The organism is Vibrio astriarenae, from assembly GCF_010587385.1.
GTDB classification, from domain to species: Bacteria; Pseudomonadota; Gammaproteobacteria; order Enterobacterales; family Vibrionaceae; genus Vibrio; species Vibrio astriarenae.
On the sequence record NZ_CP047476.1, the window covers coordinates 335121 to 358929 of the forward strand.

The window sequence follows — 23809 nt, forward strand, 5'->3', positions numbered from 1 at the left end:
TTACCTTGAAAATGATACCTAAAAAAAGGGAATATTAGTGGCTAAATAGTCACGGATAAGATGAGAAATATGGATGTAATAATAGAGACCGAACGTTTGAATCTTAGACAACTCTGTGATGAAGACTGGCGTCTATTTCACTCTTTGCAATCAGAGCCATCCGTCATTGCATTATGCTTCGATAAACCCAGTGAGTTTGAAATTAAGAAGAACTTTGAATCACGGCTACCCCAATGGAATATCGATAGCGAGCATTGGTTATGCTTAATGATTATCGATCAGAAAAGTCAGATGAAAGTAGGTGTGACTGGCTTTCGTCTCTCTGAGGGTGTTGCTGAAGTAGGTTATTTGCTGCTTCCTGAATTTCATGGACAAGGTTACGCCACTGAGTCGTTAGAGGCTGTACTGGGTTGGGGTGATCAATTGGGCGTCATTTCGGGTTTCCAAGCGGTGGTCACTCAAGGGAATACTGCATCAGAGCGTGTCTTACAGAAGTGTGGTTTTTACTTGTCTAAAAAGGTTGAGAACGCCTATGAAATCGGTGGGAAGTTGTTTGATGATCATGTCTACGTAAGGGCTGGTAATCAGACAAATTAAGTGGTCATCAAACTCTGGAGCGACACCTTTCATTTCATGTCTCTATAAGTAATCGGAAAACCATACCTGAAACAAAAGTATACAAATCATCGGCATTACCTTGTGGTTGAAGATGGTAATATTAGATTGTTGTTAGCTGCACTCATAGTGCGGCTGTTTTTTGGGCAATAGAGGCATACTGGTTAGATTGCCTAAGTGCTAGGCCCAAGGCATGGAAGCATTGCAGATTAGGATTCGAGGGACCGAAAATTTACAGCCCTGAGCTGACTATAAAAAGAGGTTACTATGTCATTATTCGTTGACAATGCGATTGCTGGTTGGATTCAAAAAGCGGAAAAAAGTGGTGAGCTAAAGAATAATGCTTACCGAGGCAAAGCCATCGATAATGATGAGTACTTTCAAACACCTGCTGAACACCGTCTAGGTATGAAAATTCTTAAGGACGCCAACTGCGTCCCTCCTGCTGTTGAAGTAATGAAGAAGATTGAAGCCAAAAGAGAAGAGCTCGACAAAGCAACCGATCCTAGCGAGGTCGCGCAGTTGGAAGCCGATATTCGCGCGCTTGAGCTGAAGAAGAACCTTTTGGTAGAGACTCAGTAAGCGATTTGATGGCTTAAAATGAGTACATGATTTGGGTTGTGTGTTCTCGATGACATCCAACCCTTTTGATATTTTTATCGCCTATCGTTAGTTACGATTATTTAAATCGTTCCATCTTATCCAGCAACACGTCCTTTTTGACGGGTTTAGACAGGTACTCATCCATTCCGCAGTCAAAACAGCGTTGTATATCATCATCAATCACACTGGCAGTCAGTGCGATGATTGGCGTGCGTTTAAGACCATTCTCTTGTTCATACACCCTAATGTCTGCAGTAGCGCCAAAACCGTCTTTGTTTGGCATCATGCAATCCATGAGGATAAGCAAATATTGGTTTCCTGCCTCAATGAGATCCACGGCTTCTTGTCCGTCATTGGCGATATCAAAGGTGTATCCAGCATTTTTCAAATGAGTAGAGGCGACTTTTTGATTAACTTTGTTATCTTCAACAAGCAAAACCTTAGCTTGAACAGTTTGAGAAGGTGTATCCACTTTCTCTGGAGTGACCGTTGTGCTACTGACCTCCGGAGGAGTGATTCTCTCGATTTTGTCTTGCAGTAAATTAGCTTTGAATGGTTTAGGGACATAGTCGTCCATACCAACATCGAAGCAGCGTTGAATATCATCGTCTAGTACGCTGGCTGTCATTGCAATGATTGGGGTAGGGGCTTTCTCGTTACTTTGCTCCCAGGCGCGAATCGCTTGCGTTGCTTCAAAGCCATCCATGACGGGCATCATGCAATCCATCAATATGAACAAATACCCTGGATGCGCCATGACTCTGTCGAGTGCTTCCTGACCATTGTTGGCGATATCACATTCGTAACCCATCTTTTGCAGGTTAACCGTGGCCACCTTTTGGTTAACCTTATTATCCTCTACCAGTAAAGCTTTGCGAGATACATTAGCTCTGAGCTCAACGACATTTTTTTGCGGTTGGCGTGAGCTTTGCTTAGAAGCACTGGCGCGGACAGCCTTGGTTAAGCGATTACCAAGCAATGGGTAGCTGACCAAACCATCGATTAATTGACCATAGTCATGTTGAGACTGCCCGTAATTTCGAACGAGACAAATACTTTGGTGTTCGTTTTGGTGTCGAATAGCGTGACAGTCATCGAGTGCTTGTTGCAGCTCTTGCTGACAAAGTACGATCACACTGTCGTCATCCAGTTCTTTAATATCCGCAGGTGTGTTGAAGGTGGCAGCCACAGAGATATTGTAGTATTTGAGTTCATTTGCAATCGCGTCTCTCATCTTACTTGGGGTGCCAACAATACAGACAGAAATAGGAGCTTGCTCTTTGGTTGCTACGTAATAATTTTCGATAACCTCAAGTTCGAGATCGAAATAGAAGCAACTGCCGTACCCTTTGCGCGAGTGAATCTTAATTTCACCGCCCATTAATTCGATTAACTGTGTGCTGATAGCAAGACCAAGGCCTGTACCACCGAAGTTTCTCGTGGTGGAGTCATCTTCTTGGGTAAATGGCTTGAAGATTTGCTCTTGTTTCTTCTCATCAATACCGATGCCCGTATCAATGACTTCAAAACGCAGTGTAGAGGCTTTTCCACTTACAGAAAGCACTTTTGCGGAGATAGTGACACCACCCGTTTCAGTAAACTTGACCGCGTTAGACATGAAGTTCATGAGAACTTGTCTTAATCTGTGGTCATCCACCATGATCCGGTAGGGGAAATCGTCAGAGATATCGACATTGATGGAGAGGTTCTTCTCTGCCGTTTTTGGGGCGACAATGGCAGCGATGTCGAATAGCGTCTCACGAATCGTGGTGTGGTGATGTGAGATAATGAGCATTCCTGATTCGATCTTTGAGAAATCGAGAATGTCATTGATTAGGCTAAGGAGTAGCTGAGAAGACGTCTCAATGGTGTCGACATAGTCGCGTTGCGTTGCACTTAAGTCTGTATCTGTGAGTACCTCAGAGATACCGATAACGCCGTTTAGCGGAGTTCGTATCTCGTGCGACATGTTAGCGAGGAAACTACTCTTCGCTTTACTCGCTTGCTCTGCTTTTTCCTTTGCTAGCAACGCCTCTTCTTTAGATTTTATGATTCGATTTTGATTTTCAATCCGCTCCTCCGCCAGCTTATTTACCTGCCGTGCAAAACTACTTAACTCGTCACGCCCACCAATCTTGAGTCTGGTTGGCATTTCATTGGTGTCTTCCATCTGTCTGAGGAAGCCGAGTATTTCAGCGAGTTTTTGTGAGATACGAGTTGCGAGACTGGTTCCGATAACGATAACGATGATCGCCATGACGCCGAGAACAACAAAAAACAGCGTACGTTGTTTTTGAAATTCACTCACCAGCGTATTCATCTCCACCACAAGTTGACTGTTGATGACATCAGCAACGTTAGAGATAAGGTCTAGTCGAGCATCTAAGGCTTGAAAGCCAAATTTGATGTCTTGGGGCGAAATAGGGGTGGTTGCCATGTTGAGTAGCTGTTGTCGAAACTCATATGAAACCTCAAAAGCAGCATTTGAAAAGGCAGTCAACAGCAGTTTCACCTGCTGCTCGTCAGCATTCAGGGCAACGAATCGATCAATATAGAGCTGCTGGTTTTTAATATAACCAACCAACATATCGTGATAGTCGACTTGTTCTAATCTATCTAAACTCGCATCCTGATTGTCGTGCAATAGGTGAAGGTGCCAGTTCTCTTCTGATGCCCAAAGTAAGAGCCAGTTAAGTTGATAGAGTGCGTTTTGGTGGCCTTCTATTGTCGCTATTCCACTTTGAATTGGCTCTTTTTCGAGTAGCAATAGAACCTGGGTATAAATATCGACTAGCCACTCTGACTGCTCTTCAATCTCCTCCATTCCTTGCGCTTGTGTCAGGTCTAAGCTGGTTTGATAAAGGTCATCGACTAATTGCTTAACAATAATGGGATCTTGAGTGGGGAGCGCTTTGGGAATGAGTTCTGTGAGTCTTTGGTACGTGCCTTCTAAATTGCTTGAGTCCCTGTCCATTCGCGCTTGATGAGACTCTTTGTACAGGGAAGACAAACTGTCGACAAATTGAATCCCTCCTTCGATGGTCTTTAAGCTGGTTAGCTGACTATCGAGACCATTAATTAAGCGTACAGATAGCAGGCAAACAAACAGCAATGGCAGTGATAACGCCAAGGTAAGCTTCACTTTAACCGACATTTGGTTTAACCAATTCATGACGTTCATATCTTTGTCCTTGCAGATGATAGGCTCTGTGTTTATTGCTTTTATGCTAAGGAAGCTAGGACAAAAAAACGTCAAATCAAGGCAGATGCACTTGTAAGGGTGGTCAGATGGATATCGACAGAGCTTGGTTTGACTTGATTAGTAAACCATTCTCAATAGAGTTGGGTGCCCCTAATAGACTCGCGAGGCACTCGAACACGTTAGACCAACTTGTAGAATCTTGGAGAGTAGCCGCGACTCATAGAATCAACCATTTTCAACATCCTTGGTAGTGCATAGTTGAAGAAGATCCGATATCCATCGCAAAGCAAGTTTTGCTTATTGGATTGGTCTCGGTATTTTGGACATCCGCCGTTACAAAGTGGCAAGAAATCGCAGCGGTGACAGTTCTCATTAAGGTGTTTTTTTGTCGCGGCGAATGCGCGCTGCTGTTGACTTGAAACCATCTCTTGGAGGGAGTCTTGGTGACTGTTGCCCAATTCATACTGCTTATAGGGGTAGTGTTCACAACTAAACACTGCTCCACTTTTCTCAAGCATGAGCTGCTGCCCACAGACTTCACTGTGATGACACATCTGGCTTGGATGCCCCATTAAGATCATCAAGCAGTTTTCGAACAACTGGACGTGTATTTTTCCAATATCATCTTTACACCATTCATCGAAAACATCGCACAAAAATTGTCCCCATTGCTCACCATTAAGAGACCAGTCGTAGTTTGAACGCCTATCCAGTTCATGATCGAGGCAAGGTTGAAACTGAAGGTAGGTGCTATTGGCTCGTTTAAGAAATTGATAGATCTGAGCACCATGGCGATAAGTTCTGTTGTTCACAACAGTGAGGGTGTTGAACTCTACATCATGCTCTTTAAGCAAAGAGAGCCCGCGCATGGTTCTCTCGAAGCTTGATTGTCCATCAGTATCAATTCGTGCGATGTCATTGAGCAGATTTGGTCCATCCACACTAATACCCACCATCACGTTGTGCTGTTTGAACAGTTGTGCCCATTGTTGATTGATTAAAGTGCCGTTGGTTTGAAACGTATTAGCAATGCGCTTCGCACCCGCCCACTTATGTTGGAGCTCAAAAGCCAGCTCATAAAAGGCTCTACCTCGCAAAAGGGGCTCGCCACCGTGCCAGATAAAATCAACGACTTGGCTATGTTTGGGTTGAGATTGAATGTGGTTCTTAATCGAGACTTCAAGGGATTCAGTTTCCATTGGCGAGCCACAGCCAGTGTCGCTATTTAAGTAGTAGCAATAGCTGCAATCGAGATTACAGTTAGAACCAACGGGTTTAATTGTGAGGCTGAAAGGGAGTGTTTGTGTCATTGATTGCTCTTTCGATTTCTTTGTGATGAAGCCGTCCTTGTCTCTTAGTAAAAAGAGCCACTCCATGAGAGAGTCTGGAGTAGCTCAAGTCGTGAGTTAGTCTATGGTGTCATTACCCATACCCACGCCTGTGCCTTTTTGGATTGGCGGATACTCCTTGAGCGACTGTTGATACTCACCGATCGCTTGATAGAAGTATGGGAGCACCCAAGACTTTTGCTTCATCCAGTGGTACCAACCCGTTGTGTCTGGTGAGCGCTCATAAGGGTCTGCTTTGATGTTCACCAAGACACCAAACGGCCACTCTTTGGCTGGCTCTGTCCAGGTGGTTTTGGTTTTTAGGTGCACTTTCCACTCATTGACGCGCACGGCATTGAGGCTGCTTTCGTTGTAGAAGAAGAATTCGCTACGAAGACTTTCGCCGCCGTTAGCCAGCATCTCCATTTGGTTATAGCCATCTAAATGAGCAACACGCTCTCTGCCTTCGATGTTCTTACCCTCTAACAGTTGTTGCTTAATGTCATGTTCACCTGCCGCTGCCATCAGCGTTGGTAGCCAGTCTTCAGCCGACATTAGACCGTCAACATAGGTACCTTGAGGGAATTTCTCAGGCCAACTCACCAACATAGGGACGCGGAAACCACCATCCCAGGTGGTGCCTTTTTGACCACGGAATGAAGCCGCGCCACCATCAGGCCAGTGGTCAGCATTCACACCATTGTCGGAGGTAAACATCACGATAGTATTATCGAGCTCGCCAAGCGATTCGAGTTTATCAAGCAGAACACCCACCTGATCATCCAACTGTTTCAGGGCATCGTAATAGGTTGAGGTTTGGCTAGAGCCTTCGTACTCATCGTTTACATGAGTAATCGTGTGCATGCGTGATGGGTTAAACCACATGAAGTAGGGTTGATCGCCATTTTGCTCTTCGTGTGTATCGAGCCAATCCGTCGCGAAGTTCAAGAACTCCTCATCGATTCGCTTCATACGCTCTTTACCCAATGTGCCTCTGTCGGTGATTTTCTGTTTACCAACCACCCCAAACCTTGGGTCTATCGTGTCATCATGTTCGCTGGTAGCTACTGAGTGGATAACATTGCGCGGAATGCCAATGAAGTTTGGATCTTTTGGAAACTCAGGTTGTTCCGGCATTTCCATCACATTGAGGTGGTAGAGAAACCCATAGTACTCTTCAAAGCCATTCACCGTAGGTAGGTGGGAGTTATTGTCACCCAAATGCGATTTACCGACGTGAACGGTGGCGTAACCTTTTTGTTTGAGAAGCTCGGCGAGAGTAGGGATTTCTTGGCGCATGCCGAGTTTTGACCCTGGCTGACCCACCGAAGTTAAGCCAGTACGAAACGGGTATTGGCCAGTGATGAAGGCTGAGCGGCCCGCTGTTGAGCTTGATTGTGCGTAGTAGTCACTGATCATGACACCGCGATTGGCGATGCGATCGATATTAGGTGTTTCAATCGCGCCGAGACCTCGGTGATAAGAAGACAGATCCATCGGAGCGACATCATCGAGCATGATGGTGACAATGTTTGGCGCTTTGGCAAGGGCAGGTGAGGCAGCGAGCAATGCACTTGCCGCGATTGAAAGTGCGACGGCACTTTTAACGAACTTGTTTGGGCATTTCATAAAGTAGTCTCCATAAATGAGCTTAGAGATGGTAAGAGAAATGCTGGCTTCGTGGGTTAATAGCTACTATTAATAATTTTAATAAAGGTAAGGTCATTTGAGTTTATACTATTAACATATCTTATGTTTGGTGGGCCAACGATGACGAAAGACTTGAATCTATTGCGACTGCTTGTCGTATTGAGTGAGGAAAAGCAGACAACGACAGCAGCACGGCGATTGCACGTGAGCCAGCCCACGATCAGCGTGATGTTGCGTAAGTTGAGGGATCAGTTCAATGACCCCTTGTTTGTCAGAGATAAGAACAAGCTAGAACCGACAGTTAGATGCCAGCAGATACTTCAGGGACTACCATCGATTTTGGATAGTATTGATGCCTTGTACCTAGATGAAGAGACATGGGATATCAGTCAAGTTTCTGGTGAGGTGACCCTGATATTTTCACCACCACTGATGTCGACTATAGCGGCTCCGCTCGTTCAATTACTTTCCAGCAAAGCACCGAATGCGACAGTAGATTGTTATCATTGGGGTTTTGATGCTTTGCGTGATATTGAGCTAAAAAACAAGTGTTGGGGGTTCAGTGCGTTGCCGATGGACACCAATAAAAACATCATGCAAAAAGACATTGGCAATGACGAGTTTGTTGTTGTCATGCGTAAAGATCATCCGATAAATGGCAACAGTCTCAACGAAGTTCTGGATTATCCACTTTGCGTTAATTTGGTTTATGGCGACTCTGGAAGTTCGCGCAGTGAACAGATATTTAGAAAGATGCATCGAGACAAAAAGGTCGGTGTCCGTACAAGTGATGTTATGGTTATGCTTCATTTGGTGGAGCAAAGTGACTATTTGGGCATCGTCTCTAAACACCTGTTACCCAAATTGGATGAGCGCTTTCGATATGTTGACTTACCTATAGAACTCCCTGAAGAGGCGCATTATCGACCATTGGCGCTGTTTTCTCATCAGAGAAATCGACATGATCCTTTGACCCAATGGCTTCATGAGCGAGCATCCACTCTGTTGTCTTAGTTAGTGGAAACACCGGACTTCAAACGATGATCAAGCGGGCCAAGTTGCCCGCTTGGTTTATCGAGCTTATGACTTTTCTACCTTAGTAAACGGCGTCGCTTTCCATTTATCCGTTCGTACTTCCTCTCCTGGGGTATACATTCTCAGGATCGAGTACCAAGCATGATTAGGGATAGGCAAGAAGTTAGGGTTGTCTTCTTGGCCTTCAGTATCAGAACTCATGTAGATGGTATAGGAGCCGTCAGGGTTTGCCTTTAATGTTCTATCTCCCCTGGAGTGGCGGTTCATCTGATTCGACTCCATTAACCGAGTCTTAGCGCTATAGGCGGTGTAAGACCAAAAACCACCATCATTGATGTCAGGCGCAGTAAAGGTCACGGTGTAATCGTATTTACTGCCATCTAAGGGCTCACCATCAGCATCGAAGAAGTCACCCGCATACATAGTATGCTCTGCGGGCAATCCCCACTGTCCCATCAACGTGCCATACGCATGTTGATAGCTCGGAACCTGAGTCATCTGATCTCGCGTGCCTAATACGTCTCTTGAGTCGTCAAAACCGGCATTTTTTATGCGGTCCAAGCCCTGTTTCTCACCGGCTGCAATCAAGTCAAGTTCTTGCGGTGTAAATTCAATCCCTTGAGGGTAGCCAAGTTTAACGAAATCGAACTGGGCGAGTAGTTCCGAATCATGTTCTCGCATAGTGCCTTCAGAAAGGATGAAGTTGGTTCGCTCAGCCCAGTTTGTTTTTTTAGGATTCGGATAGTTTCTTTCTATCGGCTCGGGACCTTTTTCGCCAAGGAACTCAGACAGTGTTCTGATATTCCATTGGTCCATGAGTTTTTGTGCTTGGGCTGAATCGTCTCCACCCAGGTCCATGATTCGTCCCATCATTTTGACCAGTGGGTGCTCCACGTAGATAACTTCATCAACACTATCAGGAATCTCTCCTTCCCAGCCTTCAACTGCATACATAAACATGCCCCCTTTTTCGCCTCTATCAGGAGAGCCAAAGGCTGAGTCTGTAAAGTGCTGCATGTTCATAGTGTGGAACAACCAATAACGGCCCTCATCGTGATCAGGAATCGTGACGATGACCGGTTCAGCACCAAGATCCATCCAGCCCATCAAATGCAACGTGTCATTGTTGATGGAAGGATGAGCGGTATAGGTGTCATCGGCAAGCTTTCTGATGTTTTGAAACTGGTTTAATGGGTAATCCGCTTCAACCACTGTGGTATAGAAGTATTTATAAGCCTCATCAATGCTGTAGGCATACTCGTAGGCCAGTTGAGCAAGAGTTTGTGGGTTGTTCTCTTGCGCTGTTTGAGTGGCTATATTCAACGGAATGGAGTCTGCTGATTGGTTTTGGGCGCAAGCAGGCGTGCAGATGACGATGCTGGATATCGCCAGAGACAATAGACGCTTTTTCATTTTATCGGCCTCATAGATTTTGATCAGTAGGGATTCGTTATTGGTTTCAACGTAGTCATTGAAGGTTTGAGACAATATAGAGAAAAAGCACAGAAGGGTGTTTGATAACAGGTATTAAGAATTTTAATAATTAATACGCGATTTGTGAGCAATAGGGGGCTAGAGGAGCGCAATCTGCAGTTTTGTATTGAGTCAAACATGCTCTATTAAAATTGTTAATACTAACTATAGGTATACATAGATTCGTCACTCTGCTTTCCGCCTTTATTCTTGGTTGCAACTACACTACATATCGAGGCTTCACTATGAAGAAGTCATCCCTAGCGTTATCACTTTGCACAGCGCTTAGCTTGCCTTTGCACGCTGAAATCACCCCTTCACCAGAAGAAGAGCTCGCTTACCACTTGGGTCTCCAAGCGGTTATCTATGGAGCAGGACCATTAACGGTTGCGGCGGTACGAGAAACGTCTACATCAGTTTCTATACCGATGGACAATGCGATGGCACCGCTAAATCAGATGGGAAAAACTCGCCAGTTGTCGGGCCCGCAAGACCGCATCGTCCCAACAGTCAACAACGATACGATGTATTCTCAAGCGCATTATGATTTGGACTTAGCTGGACCTATGGTCATTGAGATCCCGCGAACGGATGACCGTTACTATATCGTCCAGTTACTCGATGCGTATTCCGATTCGATTACCGATCTCTATGAGGGAAACACTGGTTCTCAAGGGAGTAAGGTATTGCTTGTGAATGACGACTGGCAAGGTAAAACCCCGGCAGGGATTGATCATGTCGTGCGTTCACGTACGCCTATGGTTTGGCTAATTCATCGTACGGGTGTGTTTGGACCAAAAGATCAGCAGGCCGCGGTTGAGGTACATGATCGTTTCATCACTTATCCATTAGCAGAGCTTGGAGAGTCACATGGTCCTACCAAGTTGGCTAAAGCACAGGGACGTATTCCTGAGATGACCAAGCCTGTTGGTTTAGATTGGTTTGCCTTGATCGACCGAGAGATACGCAAAAACCCGTTGCCTGAATCGCAAGCCATGGTGGCGCAATTTGAATACCTTGGCATTGGTGGCGATGAGCCGTTTGATGAAAGCAAACTGACCGAGGCGCAAAAACGAGGGCTAATGAGAGCCTTAAAATCAGCCCAATCGATCATTCAATACGCAGGGCGCAGCGTGGGTACGACCAACAATGGCTGGTCGATGATGTTTGAAGGTGGTCAGTATGGTAATGATTACCTGAGTCGTGCCAGCATCAACCTGCGCGCTGCAGGTCTAAATGTGCCAGAGCGAGCACTCTATCCGAACCGTTACACCGATAGTCAGGGTAAACAGCTAAACGGTGACAATCAGTATCGAATGGTAATGCCAGCGGATGCACCAGCAGAGGGGTTTTGGTCACTGACCATGTATGACGCAGAGAACTTGTTCATGGTAGAAAATGAGATCGACCGTTATTCGATTTCTACCAATAGAGCTGAAGAGCTAAAGTTTGCGCAAGATGGCACCCTTCCTATCTGTATTCAACATACCAAACCTACCGACGAGTCATGTAACTGGCTTCCGGCACCCAAAGACGATTTCTATCTGCATATTCGCTTGTATGAGCCAACCAAAGCAGTGTTGAACAACGAATATGAAATGCCACAAGTGCACAAATTGTAATGATGAGACGCTTCCTAAAGGAAGCGTTTTGCTAATGTACAGTCGGAGTACACATGATACCTACTCACTATAAATACAGCGCATTAGCGCTGACTTTGTTTTCGTTTAACAGCCATTCCGCTGCAACGCTAGTGTCTGAGATGAGCCAGCTCAATGTTGGCACAGCAGGTGCTGGGTCAGCCATATTAGCTGAAGGGGCATTCACCGCATATTCTAACCCTGCTGCTATGTCTCATATCGACCAAGCGCATATCGCCATCAATATGGCGATGATGAAATTGGGCATTAATTATCAAGATGATCGTGACTCTTCACTGGACAGTGATAATGCGGGTGGTGCGCAACCGTATGGTTCGCTTTATGCGATCTCACCGCTCAATGAGCATGTTCGGTTGGGTTTATCATTGGTGGCTACAGGCGGGAGTGGACTTGACTACGGCAGTGATTATTCGGGAAAGCTTGGCTTGAATGAGTTGCAGCTCAGTGTGTTGCAGTTCAACCCCTCTCTAAGCTATGAGGTGAGTGAACAACTGAGTTGAGGCTTGGGTGTTCAAATCGATCGGGCATCCTTTGAGCAGACTTTTCTGGGAGAGAGGGCGAATTTAGAATCAAGCTCGTATGCACTTGGCTACAACCTTGGTGCCACCTATCTTCTCTCTTCGAAGCATAAGCTTGGGTTAACGTTCCGCTCAAAAATGGAACATGACTTAGAGGGTGATTTATCAGTACTCAACCGAGAGTTTGAGAGTCAAGTAGGCTTGTTGAACGCGGCGAGGCTAGAGGCCTCTGGTTATCATCAACTTACTCAGCCGATCGCACTGGTTTGGAGTCTGGGGCAAGAGTTTTGGAGTGAAAATGACCAAACCTTAGTTCGCCTCAGTGATACAGAAATTTCAAAACCGCGCAGGTTTGAAGACGTTTGGTTTGCGTCATTAGGGAGCAAAATTGCCCTCACTCATAAATTTGTCATGGAGTTGGGGGTAGGCTACGTAAGTTCACCATTAGAGGATTCGTCACTGCAATCATCGGATTTGCCGGTAGATCAGCAGGTGCGATACAGCTTAGGCGGTCGCTACCAATGGGACAAAACGACTAACATCAACATGTACTACAGCTATGTAGACTACGGTGAACCTGAGATAAACAGTGGTGCAATGCAAGGTCGATACGATAACGACAATCACTTTGTCGGTGTCGAGCTAGATTACCGATTCTAAACCACGAATCGACCTTAATAGCTGAATATGAAAAATGCCATCGCAACTTCAATTGCGGTGGCATTTTTTGTTAGCAGATGCTTGGTCTTTGATGGGTAATTTATAGGGCAGACAAGAATGACTTTGCCGAGGTTAACCTGAGTGTTGCTCCACCAATAATGTCCAAAAAACCTAAAAGCTGATGGGGTTTATTAGCGCTAATCAAAGCTGAACCAGTCGCTCCAATCGGGATCATTGCCATCGTCTCTCTATCCACCTCCAGAATCACCGTTCTACCTACAGGCGCTGAACCGCGCTGAATATGACTTGAGACAGCTTGCTCTCTTGGCAGCAGGTTTCCTTGTGCTTCCCCTGTCGCTTTGACTACACTGTGCACGCGAGAACGAAATATTTGTCCTGGGTATGCATCAATATAGAATTCACTGAATTGTCCGGGTTCGATGTTTCCATAAGCTTGATCTGGGATACGCATTTCAACGAACTTCTTACTGGTGTCCCATAGGTGCATAGAACCCACACGTGTTCCGTCAGCGACGTAAACGTGAGTGACCATTCCATCGAACGGGGCTTGAACGGTTAAACGGGAAAGACCAAATTCAAGGCTGCCTTGTTTAGCAAGCAAGCCATCTAGTTTGGCTTGAAGAACTTTCATCTCCGCTTCAAGCACTTCTACTCTGTCCTGTGCGTTCTCGAGGTCTTTGACGCTGACATGCTCTGCCATGGATTCGTTTCGAACTAAATCGCGTTTGGCTTGTGAAAGCTGAACATTTTTTGCTTCAATAGGGCGCGTCACTTCCTTGAGGCCTGATTTTACCTCAGTAATGGCGGCAGTGATTTTGTCATCTTTCAGAGTATAAAGAACGTCTCCTTGTTTCACTTCCTGGTTATGAACGACATGAACTTTGTCCATATGTTGCCCAAAGGCGGGAGATAAGACAGCGTGAGGCGATTTAACCGTCGTTGAGTTGGTTAAATCAATGGGAGAGTAAAATCGATGGCCTAAAAATAGTGCAATGGCGAGCAGAATACCGATTGTCGTAGTGATGAAGTAGTTTCGTGCCGTCGGTTTGAGCACTTTAAACTTGAACAGAAGCCACACAACCAGTAAATACGGCAGCATAATCTCTTTCATGAGCGTGCCCCTTTTAGCCAAAGCTGAACTTTGTCCCAGTCAGTGACAATCGCAATGACGGCGAGTATCCACAACGGCTTGTATACGAGCCCTAGTAAACACAACCAAAAAACCAACTTTGCTTGGGCCAACCCTCGCTCTTTGGCTAAGTGTTTGGGGATAGAATGGATATGCCACAGTTTGGCAATTACCCAAACAGCAATAGCTACTGTAACAACAACGACAAACCACATGAATTCGATTGATTCGAGAAGTGGATAGACACTAGGATAAGTTTATAAGTAAGGTTAGTAGGGTGTATCAACATAGGTGACCTCCGTATTTTAGCGTTCAATATACGAAAAGATGCACTTAAGTTGCGCTATACCAACTATTAAGAATCTTAATACACTGACTATCCCAAGTGACTGTTGTTTTTGATAGAATTTGACGCTTTGAAGTCACGAAATATGTGTAAAGTGATGGGGTTATTAGCCCAAACGATACAAAATTATTCGTGGAATATGTTGCTCGTAAACGTACAAAAGGAAGGCATTGATAATGAAAAGCGTATTGTGTTTTGGAGACTCCAACACGTGGGGCTACGCGCCAGACTTACCTCGTCGCTTTAACATGAGTGAACGTTGGACGATGCAACTGCAATTGTTACTTGGAGATCAATACCGCATCATTGAAGAAGGGTTAAACAGTCGCACAACCGTGTTTGAGGACCCGTTTGAACCTGGTAAAAAAGGCTTGGATTATCTGTATCCTTGTCTGGAAAGCCATCACCCAGATTTGGTGGTGTTGATGCTGGGAACCAATGATCTCAAAACGCGTTTTAATGTCTCTGCCAGCGATATTTCTAAGGGCGCAGCGAGGCTGGTGGAAATGATTCAGCGGTTCCATCATGGCTTTATGGCTAAACCTGCAGATGTCCTTCTCGTTTCGCCAACTCTGGTATTTGAGACACGCATTGGATTTGAAGGGTTTGACGGTGCGGCTGAAAAATCTAAGCAGCTCGGCCACTATTTCAAACTTCGATCTGAAGAGCTAAATTGCCACTTCTTGGATGCCGCTGAATTTGTCGAGCCTTGTGCTGTGGAAGGCGTGCATTGGCCGCTTGATCAACATACGAAATTCGCTCATCGATTGAGTGAAATCATTCCGACGTTGTTCAATGAGTAACTATTTGGGCTAAAACGAATAGAGTGCAGACTTGCGTTCTCGCGCTCTATTAGGTTTTTGTTTAGATTTGGAGGCGTTAGGGCTAAAATTAACACCAGCCAGCTTAATACACTCCTAGGTCACCTTTGCAGTTATCCAAGTTCAAATATAAAACCCGAAAAGGCCCGGACTATCGTCATGGGGAGCAAACGTCTTTTCTTGAAATCAAAGAGACGTTTGGTTTGGGTAGCATCCGCGTCGGTAAGTGGGTGAATTCGGAAGAGAAGGCGCTTGCGGCAAACCTAATTTTCGACTCATTAGCTGATCTTGCTTATACCCTAGCGCTACCACCAAAAGCCATTGGCTTGCGAGGCACTTTAGGGTTGGCGTTTGGCACTGGTGGACGAAAAGGGGTACAAGCGCATTACGCACCAAACTTACGAGAGTTGGCACTCGCTAAGAATGCAGGGGCTGGAGCACTGGCGCACGAATTTTGGCATGCTTTTGACCACTACATTGCTGAAAAAGCATTTGATATTGGCGATCGTTCTGGCCCGCAACGCTCCATTTTGTTTGCAAGCAACTGCTGGCTGCGAAATGCAGCGCTTATTGAACACCCATTGAACACAAAGCTGCTGGAAATATTTGATGTCACCCTGCTGAGCGAGGATGGACAAGATAGGCATGACTATGTGGCTAGGAGTGTGAAAGCGGATAAAGCCGTAGGCAGCAACTACTTTTCATTACCGACCGAAATGATGGCGCGCGCTTTTGAATCGGTCATAGAGAGTCATTCTGATATTGATAACTCGTATCTTGTGTCTGGCACCATGCAGCGAGATAGCTTTCCCCTATATCCAGATTTAAATCATAGAAAACGTATTTACGACGCACTTCAGGCCTATTTTAGACCGCTTGGTGAGGCGTTAAGCCGCTAAACTAAGCTACTTATCCAGTAACATGTTAAGCATTTGCTCACGGGATTCTTTGCTGCTGTTTCTATGAGTGATGTATTCGACGTGCTCTAGTGAAGTCCGCTGTTTAGACAATTGAATGCTCCACATCGGTTCTATTTGGTTAGGCATCATGGAATAACGGACATCGAAAATCGCCATTGGTTCTGAGTTATCTTGTGCTAAATACCCATCAGAGAAACGGCTAAAGCGTGTAATGTCTTTTGCTTGTTGTGAGTCTTTTTCGAGCCAAGCAAAATCTTGTTTAATATTGAGCTTAGGAATAAACTCACCTTCATAGATACGAATTGTCCGACCAGCTCTTATAGCATCGGCATGAAATGCCTCATTGGTCTCGTAAACGGATTTCCAAACCACAATATTGCCAAAGCTAGGTTTAGCGAAAAGGCGAACAGGTTGGTGCTGGCGCTGTTGAGCCAATAACCAAGCAGCCGACTCTGCGCGTTCACGTTGAATCAAACCAAGAGTGGGGTAGGCGACAGCCCAAATCAAAGCGACTCGTGCTACCCAAGGTGTTCGTTTTAAACTCGCTGTGAACATGAGGGCCAAGAGTAAAAAAGTAAATAACGGGTCGATAACAGATACAAGATTCCATGCATAACGCTCATCGGACAGAGGCCAAAGAAGTTGTGTACCATAAGAGGTGCACGCATCAAGCAGCGCATGGGTGGCAAATCCGAGAAGGCAAAATAGCGAACTTTGCTTGAAGGTGAGCTTCCAACGCCTGCCAATGATTGGATGTAAAACCACTGCACACAATAGGCTTCCTATTGGGATAAAGAGCAGTGAGTGGGTGAACTGGCGGTGATATTCCAAAAACAGCAAAGGATCACTGGACGAGCGTATCAACACGTCGAGATCGGGTGCCATGCCAGACAAAAAACCAATGATGCCACCAACAATGATGTGTTGTTTGTTACTCACCGATTGAGCGAGTGACGCACCCAGCAATCCTTGTGTGATTGGGTCCATAGCTTCCATGACGACTGATTAATAACTAATACTAATCATAGTCTTAGCTTGCCGGTTTTCGAGTTATGATCTCAGGTATCGCAATGAGAAAGTGTTCCGCGCACACTTTCTTGTCTCTAAGCTAAACTGAAGTTGGCACGATCGGAATGGATGATGGCGTCTTTTGATGTCTATTGGCATGAATGGAGTACCTATACTGCACGCAACGGTTAACCGAGTTGACCGACACTCAATAAGTCTTGAATAGGGGAAGTCATTATGTCGAACACAGCATTAATCACAGGCGCATCAGGTGGTATTGGTCTTGAACTTGCAAAAATTCATGCCAGCAAGGGTGGTGACTTAGTCTTGGTTGCACGCTCGAAAGAGAAGCTTATCGAACTTAAAAATGAGTTGGAAGCAAGCTACGGTGTAAAAGTGGAGGTGATTGCATCTGATTTATCTCAACCTAATGCCGCACAAGCTTTGTTTGATAAGACACAGGCGTTAGGGCTGAAAATTGATACCTTGATTAACAATGCGGGTTTTGGCGGACACGGCAAATTTCATGAGCGCTCGCTTACCGATGAACACTCAATGATGCAAGTCAACATCGTGGCGTTGACCGATTTGGCTCACCTTTATTTGAAAGGGATGGTTGAGCGTAATAAAGGTCAAATTCTGAATGTCTCCTCAACCGCTTCGTTTATTCCGGGGCCTCTACAAGCGGTGTATTACGCAACCAAGGCTTTTGTTACCTCATTCAGCCAAGCCGTCGCAGAGGAAGTGCGTGATAGCAACGTGACGGTGACGGCATTATGCCCAGGTGCGGTGGCAACAGGTTTTGTTGCAGCAGGTAACCTAGAAGGCGTTGATGTTTGGAAAAATGCGAAGTCTCCTCGTTCTGTTGCTGAGTGTGGATACCAGGCGATGGAAAAAGGAGAGTTGGTGGCCTTTAACGAGACATCACTGAAGTTCATGCTCAACTGGATCATTCCGTTCTTACCGCGTAAATTGGTGCTAAAAATTTCTCGTCAAGCGATGGAAAAGAAGGGCAAGTAAACCCAACTGGTCGAATAGTAGAAAGAAGTATTTAGATGAAAAGAGCAGAGAAGTTTGTCATACCGAACAGTTGGCGGGTTATGTTTAATGATCTCGGAATCAGCCTACAGGCGGCGCTGGGTTATGCCCAGCTACCTATTGGCCTGTTTGACCAAACGAAAATCCAGCTATCTCCATCTCAGTACTTTCAATTTTGGGATGGCATAGAGAGAGCGGCTCAAGACCGAGGGATTGAGCTTCCGCTAAAGCTGGCAGAGGTGATGAGCTTCGAATGTTTTGATGCGCCGATTTTTACTGCTATTTGCAGTCCCAACCTTAATGCGGCGATGAAAAGGCTGCAAGCGTACAAGCCTCTCATTGGCCCGATGATTATGGACTTAGAGTTTACAGACTCGGAGACTAAATTAGAGTTGAGCTGCTATGGCTATGAGGGTGAACGTCCGCGCACGTTTAATTTAACCGAACTGGTTTTCTTTACCCAATTAGCACGCTTGGCAACGCGAAAACACATTAAACCTGTTGAGATTGTTTTGCCGACAATGCCAAGCGATATAGAGGCTTATCAAGAGTATTTTGGTTGTGAGATAAGCCAGGGTACAAAAACTGCAATCAGCTTTGATGCCAAAGACGCCAAGACTCCGTTTCTGACCAACAATCAGACAATGCTCGGGGTACTTGAGACAGAGGTGAAAAAACAGCTAGATGCGATTAGCGAGTTTCAAGCAACATCAGCGCGAGTCTATGAACACCTGATGGATATCCTTCCTCAAGGAGAGAGCTCTATCGAGGTAGTCGCCTCAAATATGGCCATGAGTAAACGGACTCTGCAAAGAAAATTGGCAGCAGAGGGAAAGAGCTATCAAGCGATCCTTAATCAAGTGAGAGAGGATTTAGCGCACTACTATTTAACCAAAACAGATCTCCCAATCGCAGAAGTCTCATTCTTGCTTGGCTTTCAAGAAACGAATTCATTTACACGAGCTTATACCGCTTGGGCGGGTGTTTCTCCAACTCAAGTGCGAAACTAATCATCACAAGCAATAGCTGAATGGGCCATTGCTTCCACTCTCGAGATGCCCTTGTTGTCGTTAAATGGCTATTTTGCTTTTTGTAACTCGTTAATATTCGCTGCGCAAACAGAGTGCTTCTGTCTGCGTTCATGCGGAGAAAACGAATATGAAAGTAAAACCATTAGTCGCGCTTGTTCTTTGTAGTGTATCAGCGCTTGCTGTTGCTTCTGCCGGTGACAAGCAGGTGACTGCAGAAAAAGCAGCGCAAGAACTGGCAAATCCGAATACGGCTTATGCAAGCCTAAATTTTAAGTTTCAGTATAACGGCGGCTACGAAGACGGTGGGAGTAGCTTCGTTTCGGTTTTCCAGCCTACGATGCCATTCCCTCTCGATAACGGCGATAAGATCATCTTTAGGCCCGCAGTCTCTTATATCGATAATGATTTTAACGTTGGTGCGATGAAGCAAGACCAATCAGGCGTGTCGGATATTAGCTTTGATTTAGCTTATGCTCCGAAACTCGAAGGCGGCAATATCGCTGCTGTGGGTTTGATCGCCTCTTTGCCAACGGGGAGCAACGAGCTCTCTTCGGATCAGTTTGCTATTGGCCCTGAACTCCTTATCGGTAAGGCGAGTGCAGAGCGTGTCATTGGCGCGTTTCCTAACCATCTAGTAGGCGTCGCAGGCTCTGGGACTGACGAGCAACGCATTAATAAAACATCAGCGCAGCTGTTCTGGGTAGAGATTTTGAGTGGTGGTTGGACTGTCGGTTCTTCACCCACCATGACCTATGACTGGAATACTCATCAAGCGGAAATTCCACTTAACTTAAGTGTATCAAAGACAACCGTCATCGGCGGAAGACCTTGGAAGCTGGGTCTAGAGGCGAACTATTACATCGAAAAAGATGAGAGGACACGCCCAGACTTTATGATTGGTTTCAATATTACACCTGTGGTTGAAAATCAGCTTACTCGCTTATTTGATTAAGTGAGATCTGATTAAGGTAAGAGTTATCCCCTCACGAACTTGTTGTGTTTCATTTGTCGACTATAGTCAAATTAGGCGCACAACAATCTAAATATTTTCAATGAATTAATGTTGTGTGTAGAAGTTCATGGATGAGCGGTGTAATTGCTAACAAAAAATAGCAGAGTAGAGATTAGCACGGCGTTAAAAAAGCTAGGAGTTGACAATGTGTGAACAAAAAGAAGAGACCAAAGAGTTGCTAACCCAGGCGTTTACCGCTTCCCTGATTCGATTTGCGGTGATCTCTTTTCTGGTTTTAATGTGTTTTTGGGCGTTCGCGCCTTTCTTACCCATTTTGATGTGGGCAATGGTGCTGGCTATTGCACTTTACCCGGCGCGCCGTTGGCTTGAGTTTAAATTGAATTGGTCTGCCAGCAAAGTATCGACTTTGATTGTACTGGTGGGTGTGCTGTTAATCGGGGTTCCAACCACAATGGTGGCTAACTCTTTTGCAACGAAGACACTGGATGCCTATGAAGATTATCAACAGGGTGCGCTAGTAATTCCTGCTCCAAAAGCAAGCGTTGAAGATTGGCCGCTTGTTGGCGAAGACGTTTACGATGCTTGGAGTGAGGCGAGCACAGATATGTCGAGCTTTATTGATAAGCGTCAACCGCAGTTGAAAGCCGCTTCCTCGTGGTTGGTATCAGCGGCGGGTGGGGCAGCAAGTAATGTCTTCTTCATGATTGGTGCAATCATTGTTGCTGGGATCATGTTAGCTTGGGCAGAGCCTGCGACTAAATCAATGCGCAAGATTTTTACCAGCTTTTCGGATGAGGCGAAAGGGCCAGAACTGCATAACCTGACGACCGCGACGATTCGACAAGTTGCGATTGGCGTCATCGGGATTGCTTTCCTAACTGCCATGACCTTTGGCGCGACGGTAGCCCTAGCGGGCGTACCAGCGGCTGCGCTCTTTACCGTCATTGCGCTTCTATTTGCAATCATGCAACTGCCGGTGACATTGATTGCGATTGTCACAACCGCGATTCTTTGGTCAATTGAGGGCAATTCAACACTGCACAACGGCATCTTTACCGTGCTGATGATTGCGGCAAGTTTGGTGGATAACGTGTTGAAGCCGATGATTCTTGGTCGAGGTTTAGAAGTACCGATGCCAGTGGTATTGATTGGCGCGATTGGCGGTATGATGTCGGGTGGTATTCTTGGGATGTTTGTTGGTGCGGCATTCTTAACGGCGGGCTATCAGGTGTTTATGAAGTGGGTAGACAGTGAAAGTGATAAGAAGCTGCCTCAAGACTCAAAAGAGAGCAAGGACAACGATCTAGCAAATTCAAAAGCGCAGCCTACAGAGTAAAACGAATAGCCGGAGCATCATTGCTCCGGTTTTTTCTATTGAATAACTTGTTAGATTTGAGTTGGCAAATAACAAGAAGGTTATGTTAGAGCGTTATCGAATATTTTTAGCATGGTGTCATTTCTAATATGCCCCAGTTGACTTAGCTTGAATAGACAGTGGTAATCTTCTTGAATGTACTTGACCAAATTCGCTTTCCCAAGTGGGCTCAGTTCACTTGGCACCGTGGTCTTGTTTAGCTTTTCAATAGGTTTATTATCGTTATTGACACCCAAGTAATGTTCAATGTCAGCATTGAGGCTTTCTTGCATCAAGCCCCCTTTAATCATCGAAGTCGGGCATTTTTTCAAGAAGTCTTCAAGGTAAAATGAGATTCGCTCACGCAAGTGATGGATAGTTTCAAAATCTGCAGCGACGTCGGGGTTAACCTTGCCTGAATCATCAAACAAACCTTGAGCCAAGTTGTTAATGTTCTGATACTATTTAAAAATTTCAAATTCAGCATCGAACCGATTGTTTTGAGTTTGATCGACAACCACTAACTTATACCTCCAATTAAATGCAGAAATACATCGACTAATTGGATCGCGAGCGACAATGTAGTAATTTTGATTTTTTATATAAAGAAGTTTTGTTACATGGACAGCGTGGGTTATTTCTAGCTTTGTAGGCTCTTTCATTGCACTTCGCAGTGAAGATCCGCCGCATTTACCAATGTGAATTAAGACATTTTCATGATTGCGTTGTTCTAAATATCGTTTAAACCTATATAGCAAAGCTATCTCCTTAAAAAATCGAACACTCCAAGTAGCAGGCCGGTTTGTTTCATCGTCAGTCTAACTTGCAATCAAATTATCATAATCCTATACAAATAAAGTCTATTAACCTTATTAATTATTTAGTCATTATCTCAATGAAAAATGAGCTGTTTTTCATGCTTGACCCACGTCCAAGCTGAGGGGCTGTGTGTATATACATAGAAACGGGAGCAGATGAAGTCATGATGTTTTTTGGGATGCTTACTTACGAGTAACATATGGTTTCGGCTAGAACCATACATAAACTGAAATTATGTCTTAACCAAAGTTGATGATCTACATTCTTTCCTCAAAAATGCACATACTCCTCTAATCAACTTAGCACGGACAGAGTCATCGACTTTCCGCTAACTTAACCCATCACATGGATGTGTTCCTTGATAGATAGATAGTTAGGAACTCACACATGAAAAGTATACGCATTGTAACCCTCATGACATTAGCTGCACTTGCTGTGGTGTCGATCGTAAATTGCTGATTTGAGCTCCTTTGCTCATAGAGGCGTCAGGTAGTCGACTTGACAGTTAAAAATAATGAATTGTAGGAAATTCCAAATGAAAAAATCAGTTATCACCGGACTCGTAAGTTTGGGTACATTAGTCGGTTTTTCGGCTCATGCCGCACAGCACGATCACGATACCTTGTTTAGCCAAGACAACGCAATTATGGCCGCCGCCGCAGTTGAAACTGTAAACCAATATTGTGTCGAGCAAGGGACAATGACAAAGGATTATGTCACCAAGCAGTCGCTAGTGATGAGAGAAACAATAGAAGGTCTGTCGGCGGAAGTGCTGGGGCAAAGATTTCAGTTCAGCGAAGAACACGAAATGTACCGAGAGGGTATAGCTATGGGAATTCAACTCATTGAGGACGCTGAGGAGAAAGGGAATGTGAAGCAAATCTGCTCTCAACCAAATAGTGAGGCTTCTCTATGAAAAAAATAATTGCTGTTGCAACAATGCTGTATTCAGGGATTGTGTTGGCCTGTGGCGCACATGTGCATAACACTTTGCCTCACTATGAAAACTATACCGAATCTTTGGTTGCAATGTCAGTATGTAAAGTTAATGAACATATTTCGGAAGAGCAGTCTGCAGTCTGGTTTAAGAAATTGGCTTGGGCTGCAAATGGCACTGATGAGGAGTTGTTTGAGCACTATGCACACTTTGCAGCAGATCATGTAAATAGTATTGCACAGGATGATGATATGCTTCCACGATGGGATAGTTCATACTGTGATAATCAGTTTTTTGAAGTGATGGCAATGGAACAAGTTATTTTGGAAGAGCTTTACGATGAACAAGAATTGGCTGACCGAGAGTTTAACCGCTTAATTAAGCGCACTGGCGAGAATAGTGCTAATCACTCTGGATTTTATAATTAATTAGATTCCTACAATGGCAAAAGGAGTTGCCTCTTATATTACATAATTTGTCCATAGTTTGGCTCACCTTAGGGTGGGCCTTTCTTGTCTTGGTCGAGCTCAAGTGGTAACGCGAACTTAGGATACATTATTTGTAGTTGTGTAATTAGCTGAAATAGAGCTGACACATAAATCAAATTGAGGTTTCAACAAAAGATAGCTCTATCCATTCCCATCCAATAAGTGGAGATAATAGCGTC

General features: G+C 45.0%; 20 protein-coding genes and 1 pseudogene. 13 read left to right on the forward strand and 8 right to left on the reverse strand.

Translation table 11 applies throughout. The features are described 5' to 3' along the window. Nucleotides 1–69: 69 nt before the first annotated feature. Nucleotides 70–597 (forward strand): GNAT family N-acetyltransferase, encoded by a 528-nt coding sequence (locus GT360_RS16000; protein WP_164649968.1) that lies wholly within the window; start codon nucleotides 70–72, stop codon nucleotides 595–597. Nucleotides 598–882: 285 nt separating this feature from the next. Continuing rightward, nucleotides 883–1197: a DnaJ family domain-containing protein gene (locus GT360_RS16005; RefSeq protein ID WP_164649969.1), complete on the forward strand. Its 315-nt coding sequence runs from the start codon at nucleotides 883–885 to the stop codon at nucleotides 1195–1197. 97 nt (nucleotides 1198–1294) lie between these two features. Here GT360_RS16005 and GT360_RS16010 read toward each other — a convergent pair whose 3' ends face one another. The 3 genes from GT360_RS16010 to GT360_RS16020 form a co-directional block, all read right to left on the reverse strand. Then, nucleotides 1295–4399, reverse strand: a complete 3105-nt coding sequence (locus tag GT360_RS16010; protein ID WP_164649970.1) for a response regulator — start codon at nucleotides 4397–4399, stop codon at nucleotides 1295–1297. Between the two features lie 200 nt (nucleotides 4400–4599). Further along, nucleotides 4600–5730 (reverse strand): anaerobic sulfatase maturase, encoded by a 1131-nt coding sequence (locus GT360_RS16015; RefSeq protein ID WP_239502676.1) that lies wholly within the window; start codon nucleotides 5728–5730, stop codon nucleotides 4600–4602. Nucleotides 5731–5826: 96 nt separating this feature from the next. Further along, nucleotides 5827–7377, reverse strand: a complete 1551-nt coding sequence (locus GT360_RS16020; RefSeq protein WP_164649972.1) for a sulfatase-like hydrolase/transferase — start codon at nucleotides 7375–7377, stop codon at nucleotides 5827–5829. A gap of 141 nt (nucleotides 7378–7518) precedes the next feature. Between GT360_RS16020 and GT360_RS16025 the strand changes: the two genes are divergently transcribed. Further along, nucleotides 7519–8412, forward strand: a complete 894-nt coding sequence (locus GT360_RS16025) for a LysR family transcriptional regulator (protein ID WP_164649973.1) — start codon at nucleotides 7519–7521, stop codon at nucleotides 8410–8412. A 66-nt stretch (nucleotides 8413–8478) separates the two neighbouring features. Here the strand turns inward: GT360_RS16025 and GT360_RS16030 are convergent, their stop codons facing one another. Further along, nucleotides 8479–9846 (reverse strand): DUF1254 domain-containing protein, encoded by a 1368-nt coding sequence (locus GT360_RS16030; RefSeq protein WP_164649974.1) that lies wholly within the window; start codon nucleotides 9844–9846, stop codon nucleotides 8479–8481. Nucleotides 9847–10151: 305 nt separating this feature from the next. On the opposite strand from GT360_RS16030, the gene GT360_RS16035 reads away from it, so the two are divergent. Then, nucleotides 10152–11528, forward strand: a complete 1377-nt coding sequence (locus GT360_RS16035) for a DUF1254 domain-containing protein (protein WP_164649975.1) — start codon at nucleotides 10152–10154, stop codon at nucleotides 11526–11528. A 53-nt stretch (nucleotides 11529–11581) separates the two neighbouring features. Further along, nucleotides 11582–12745, forward strand: a pseudogene (locus GT360_RS16040) (OmpP1/FadL family transporter). A gap of 100 nt (nucleotides 12746–12845) precedes the next feature. On the opposite strand, the gene GT360_RS16045 reads toward GT360_RS16040, so the two are convergent. Then, entirely contained in the window at nucleotides 12846–13877 is a 1032-nt protein-coding gene (locus tag GT360_RS16045) for an HlyD family secretion protein (protein ID WP_164649976.1), read from the reverse strand. After that, entirely contained in the window at nucleotides 13874–14110 is a 237-nt protein-coding gene (locus GT360_RS16050) for an Mg2+ and Co2+ transporter (RefSeq protein WP_239502677.1), read from the reverse strand. The genes GT360_RS16045 and GT360_RS16050 overlap by 4 nt, the downstream gene beginning before the upstream one ends. Nucleotides 14111–14417: 307 nt before the next feature. Between GT360_RS16050 and GT360_RS16055 the strand changes: the two genes are divergently transcribed. Next, nucleotides 14418–15044 (forward strand): SGNH/GDSL hydrolase family protein, encoded by a 627-nt coding sequence (locus GT360_RS16055; protein WP_164649977.1) that lies wholly within the window; start codon nucleotides 14418–14420, stop codon nucleotides 15042–15044. Nucleotides 15045–15169: 125 nt separating this feature from the next. Beyond that, a complete protein-coding gene (locus tag GT360_RS16060; protein ID WP_164649978.1) occupies nucleotides 15170–15961 on the forward strand; it encodes a CLCA_X family protein in 792 nt (263 codons plus the stop codon). 6 nt (nucleotides 15962–15967) lie between these two features. Here the strand turns inward: GT360_RS16060 and GT360_RS16065 are convergent, their stop codons facing one another. Then, a complete protein-coding gene (locus GT360_RS16065) occupies nucleotides 15968–16969 on the reverse strand; it encodes a metal-dependent hydrolase (RefSeq protein WP_164649979.1) in 1002 nt (333 codons plus the stop codon). A 258-nt stretch (nucleotides 16970–17227) separates the two neighbouring features. Here GT360_RS16065 and GT360_RS16070 point away from each other — a divergent pair, with 258 nt between their 5' ends. The 4 genes from GT360_RS16070 to GT360_RS16085 all read left to right on the forward strand — a co-directional run bounded on the left by GT360_RS16070 (nucleotide 17228) and on the right by GT360_RS16085 (nucleotide 21368). Continuing rightward, nucleotides 17228–18010, forward strand: coding sequence for an SDR family NAD(P)-dependent oxidoreductase (locus GT360_RS16070; protein WP_164649980.1), 783 nt, complete (start codon nucleotides 17228–17230; stop codon nucleotides 18008–18010). Nucleotides 18011–18045: 35 nt separating this feature from the next. Continuing rightward, nucleotides 18046–19038, forward strand: a complete 993-nt coding sequence (locus tag GT360_RS16075) for an AraC family transcriptional regulator (protein ID WP_164649981.1) — start codon at nucleotides 18046–18048, stop codon at nucleotides 19036–19038. A 148-nt stretch (nucleotides 19039–19186) separates the two neighbouring features. Continuing rightward, nucleotides 19187–20011 carry a hypothetical protein gene (locus GT360_RS16080; protein WP_164649982.1) on the forward strand — a complete coding sequence of 275 codons (825 nt, stop codon included), beginning with the start codon at nucleotides 19187–19189 and terminating at the stop codon, nucleotides 20009–20011. Nucleotides 20012–20216: 205 nt separating this feature from the next. Continuing rightward, nucleotides 20217–21368, forward strand: coding sequence for an AI-2E family transporter (locus tag GT360_RS16085; RefSeq protein WP_164649983.1), 1152 nt, complete (start codon nucleotides 20217–20219; stop codon nucleotides 21366–21368). Nucleotides 21369–21448: 80 nt separating this feature from the next. On the opposite strand, the gene GT360_RS16090 is transcribed toward GT360_RS16085, so the two are convergent. After that, nucleotides 21449–21829, reverse strand: coding sequence for a hypothetical protein (locus tag GT360_RS16090; protein WP_164649984.1), 381 nt, complete (start codon nucleotides 21827–21829; stop codon nucleotides 21449–21451). A gap of 911 nt (nucleotides 21830–22740) precedes the next feature. Here GT360_RS16090 and GT360_RS16095 point away from each other — a divergent pair. Next, nucleotides 22741–23121: a hypothetical protein gene (locus GT360_RS16095; protein WP_164649985.1), complete on the forward strand. Its 381-nt coding sequence runs from the start codon at nucleotides 22741–22743 to the stop codon at nucleotides 23119–23121. Further along, nucleotides 23118–23570, forward strand: coding sequence for a hypothetical protein (locus tag GT360_RS16100; protein WP_164649986.1), 453 nt, complete (start codon nucleotides 23118–23120; stop codon nucleotides 23568–23570). Before GT360_RS16095 ends, GT360_RS16100 begins: the two co-directional genes overlap by 4 nt. Nucleotides 23571–23809 lie beyond the last annotated feature (239 nt).

What these genes read in the sequence shown, in the direction of transcription:
- GT360_RS16000 (WP_164649968.1), top strand. Translation starts at nt 70, where the DNA reads ATGGATGTAATAATAGAGACCGAACGTTTGAATCTTAGACAACTCTGT.
- GT360_RS16005 (WP_164649969.1), top strand. Translation starts at nt 883, where the DNA reads ATGTCATTATTCGTTGACAATGCGATTGCTGGTTGGATTCAAAAAGCG.
- GT360_RS16010 (WP_164649970.1), bottom strand. Translation starts at nt 4,399, where the DNA reads ATGAACGTCATGAATTGGTTAAACCAAATGTCGGTTAAAGTGAAGCTT.
- GT360_RS16015 (WP_239502676.1), bottom strand. Translation starts at nt 5,730, where the DNA reads ATGACACAAACACTCCCTTTCAGCCTCACAATTAAACCCGTTGGTTCT.
- GT360_RS16020 (WP_164649972.1), bottom strand. Translation starts at nt 7,377, where the DNA reads ATGAAATGCCCAAACAAGTTCGTTAAAAGTGCCGTCGCACTTTCAATC.
- GT360_RS16025 (WP_164649973.1), top strand. Translation starts at nt 7,519, where the DNA reads ATGACGAAAGACTTGAATCTATTGCGACTGCTTGTCGTATTGAGTGAG.
- GT360_RS16030 (WP_164649974.1), bottom strand. Translation starts at nt 9,846, where the DNA reads ATGAAAAAGCGTCTATTGTCTCTGGCGATATCCAGCATCGTCATCTGC.
- GT360_RS16035 (WP_164649975.1), top strand. Translation starts at nt 10,152, where the DNA reads ATGAAGAAGTCATCCCTAGCGTTATCACTTTGCACAGCGCTTAGCTTG.
- GT360_RS16045 (WP_164649976.1), bottom strand. Translation starts at nt 13,877, where the DNA reads ATGAAAGAGATTATGCTGCCGTATTTACTGGTTGTGTGGCTTCTGTTC.
- GT360_RS16050 (WP_239502677.1), bottom strand. Translation starts at nt 14,110, where the DNA reads ATGTGGTTTGTCGTTGTTGTTACAGTAGCTATTGCTGTTTGGGTAATT.
- GT360_RS16055 (WP_164649977.1), top strand. Translation starts at nt 14,418, where the DNA reads ATGAAAAGCGTATTGTGTTTTGGAGACTCCAACACGTGGGGCTACGCG.
- GT360_RS16065 (WP_164649979.1), bottom strand. Translation starts at nt 16,969, where the DNA reads ATGGACCCAATCACACAAGGATTGCTGGGTGCGTCACTCGCTCAATCG.
- GT360_RS16070 (WP_164649980.1), top strand. Translation starts at nt 17,228, where the DNA reads ATGTCGAACACAGCATTAATCACAGGCGCATCAGGTGGTATTGGTCTT.
- GT360_RS16075 (WP_164649981.1), top strand. Translation starts at nt 18,046, where the DNA reads ATGAAAAGAGCAGAGAAGTTTGTCATACCGAACAGTTGGCGGGTTATG.
- GT360_RS16080 (WP_164649982.1), top strand. Translation starts at nt 19,187, where the DNA reads ATGAAAGTAAAACCATTAGTCGCGCTTGTTCTTTGTAGTGTATCAGCG.
- GT360_RS16085 (WP_164649983.1), top strand. Translation starts at nt 20,217, where the DNA reads ATGTGTGAACAAAAAGAAGAGACCAAAGAGTTGCTAACCCAGGCGTTT.
- GT360_RS16095 (WP_164649985.1), top strand. Translation starts at nt 22,741, where the DNA reads ATGAAAAAATCAGTTATCACCGGACTCGTAAGTTTGGGTACATTAGTC.
- GT360_RS16100 (WP_164649986.1), top strand. Translation starts at nt 23,118, where the DNA reads ATGAAAAAAATAATTGCTGTTGCAACAATGCTGTATTCAGGGATTGTG.